2 protein-coding genes are annotated in these 1,210 nt (G+C 71.7%); one reads left to right on the top strand and one right to left on the bottom strand.

Features of this window, described 5'->3' with window-relative positions; genetic code table 11:
* Positions 1-38: 38 nt before the first annotated feature.
* Positions 39-962 carry an alpha/beta hydrolase gene (locus CFP71_RS37230; RefSeq protein ID WP_093938603.1) on the top strand — a complete coding sequence of 308 codons (924 nt, stop codon included), beginning with the start codon at positions 39-41 and terminating at the stop codon, positions 960-962.
* Here the strand turns inward: CFP71_RS37230 and CFP71_RS37235 are convergent.
* Positions 946-1,210: GMC oxidoreductase (locus tag CFP71_RS37235; RefSeq protein WP_244199977.1), on the bottom strand; the 265-nt coding region annotated here is incomplete at its 5' end. The two genes, CFP71_RS37230 and CFP71_RS37235, sit on opposite strands and share 17 nt — an antisense overlap.

A 1,210-nucleotide genomic window follows, 5' to 3' on the forward strand; every position in this document is an offset into this window, starting at 1 on the left:
CACTGGGCGGACCGCGACATCGTCGATCCGGAGGGACCGTGACGGCCTTCGATCCCGAGCTCGCCGAAGCGCTCAAGGACCTGCCGTCCGGACCGCCGCTCAGTGCCGAGTCACTGGCGGCGATGCGGCAGGCCATGGCCGAGACGAACCTCAGCTGCGCCGAGGCGATCGGCGACCGGGATCTCGTCTGGGAGGACCGGGAGGTCCCCGGCACCGACGTGGTCGTCACCGTCGTCAAGCCACGGGGTGCTCAGGGCGCTCCGGGGTTCTACAACATCCACGGCGGCGGCATGGTCCTCGACAACCGGTTCGCGGATCTGCCGCGGATGGTCGCGCTGGTCGAGGAGTTCGGCTTCGTCGCGGTGACGGTGGACTACCGGCTCGCCCCCGAGCATCCGCATCCGGCACCGATCGAAGACTGCTACGCGGGCCTGACCTGGATGGTCGAGAACGCGGTCGAACTCGGCTTCGATCCTGACCGGCTGATCGTCGGCGGCGGCAGCGCGGGCGGCGGGCTCAGCGCGGGGATCGCCTTGCTCGCCAGGGATCGCGGCGGACCGGCGCTGGCCGGTCAGCTGCTGCTGTGCCCGATGATCGACAGCCGCAACGATTCGGCGTCCACAGTGGAATTCGCGGAACGCGGCGTGTGGGGGCGAGAGGCCAACGAGTTCGGCTGGCGGTCACTCCTGAATGGACAGACCTCGCCGTACGCTGTCCCGGCGACCGCGGAGGATCTCGCCGGGCTCCCGCCCGCCTTCATCGAGGTCGGCGCGGCCGAGATCTTCCGCGACGAGGACGTCGACTACGCGCGGCGCCTCTGGCAGGCCGGAGTGCCGACGGAACTGCACGTCTGGGCGGGGGCGTATCACGGTTTCGACCGGTTCGCCCCGGACAGCGAGGTGACCCGGGCCGCGCTCGCCGCCCGGGCCTCCTGGCTGCGCCGCACTATCGGCCGAGCATGAACCGAGCGGCCTGCTCGCCGACCAGCACCGCCGGCGCGTTGGTGTTGCCCGTGGTCACCCGCGGCAGCACCGACGCGTCGGCGATCCGGAGCCCGCCGATCCCGTGCACGGCGAGCTCCGGGTCGACCACGGATTCGGCGTCGGTGCCCATCCGGCAGGTCCCGACCTGGTGGTGGTAGGTGATCGCGGTCCGCCGGACGTACTCGCGGACGTCGGCGTCCGGCCCCGGGTACAGCTCACGGGCACCC

The organism is Amycolatopsis thailandensis (assembly GCF_002234405.1).
GTDB lineage: Bacteria > Actinomycetota > Actinomycetes > Mycobacteriales > Pseudonocardiaceae > Amycolatopsis > Amycolatopsis thailandensis.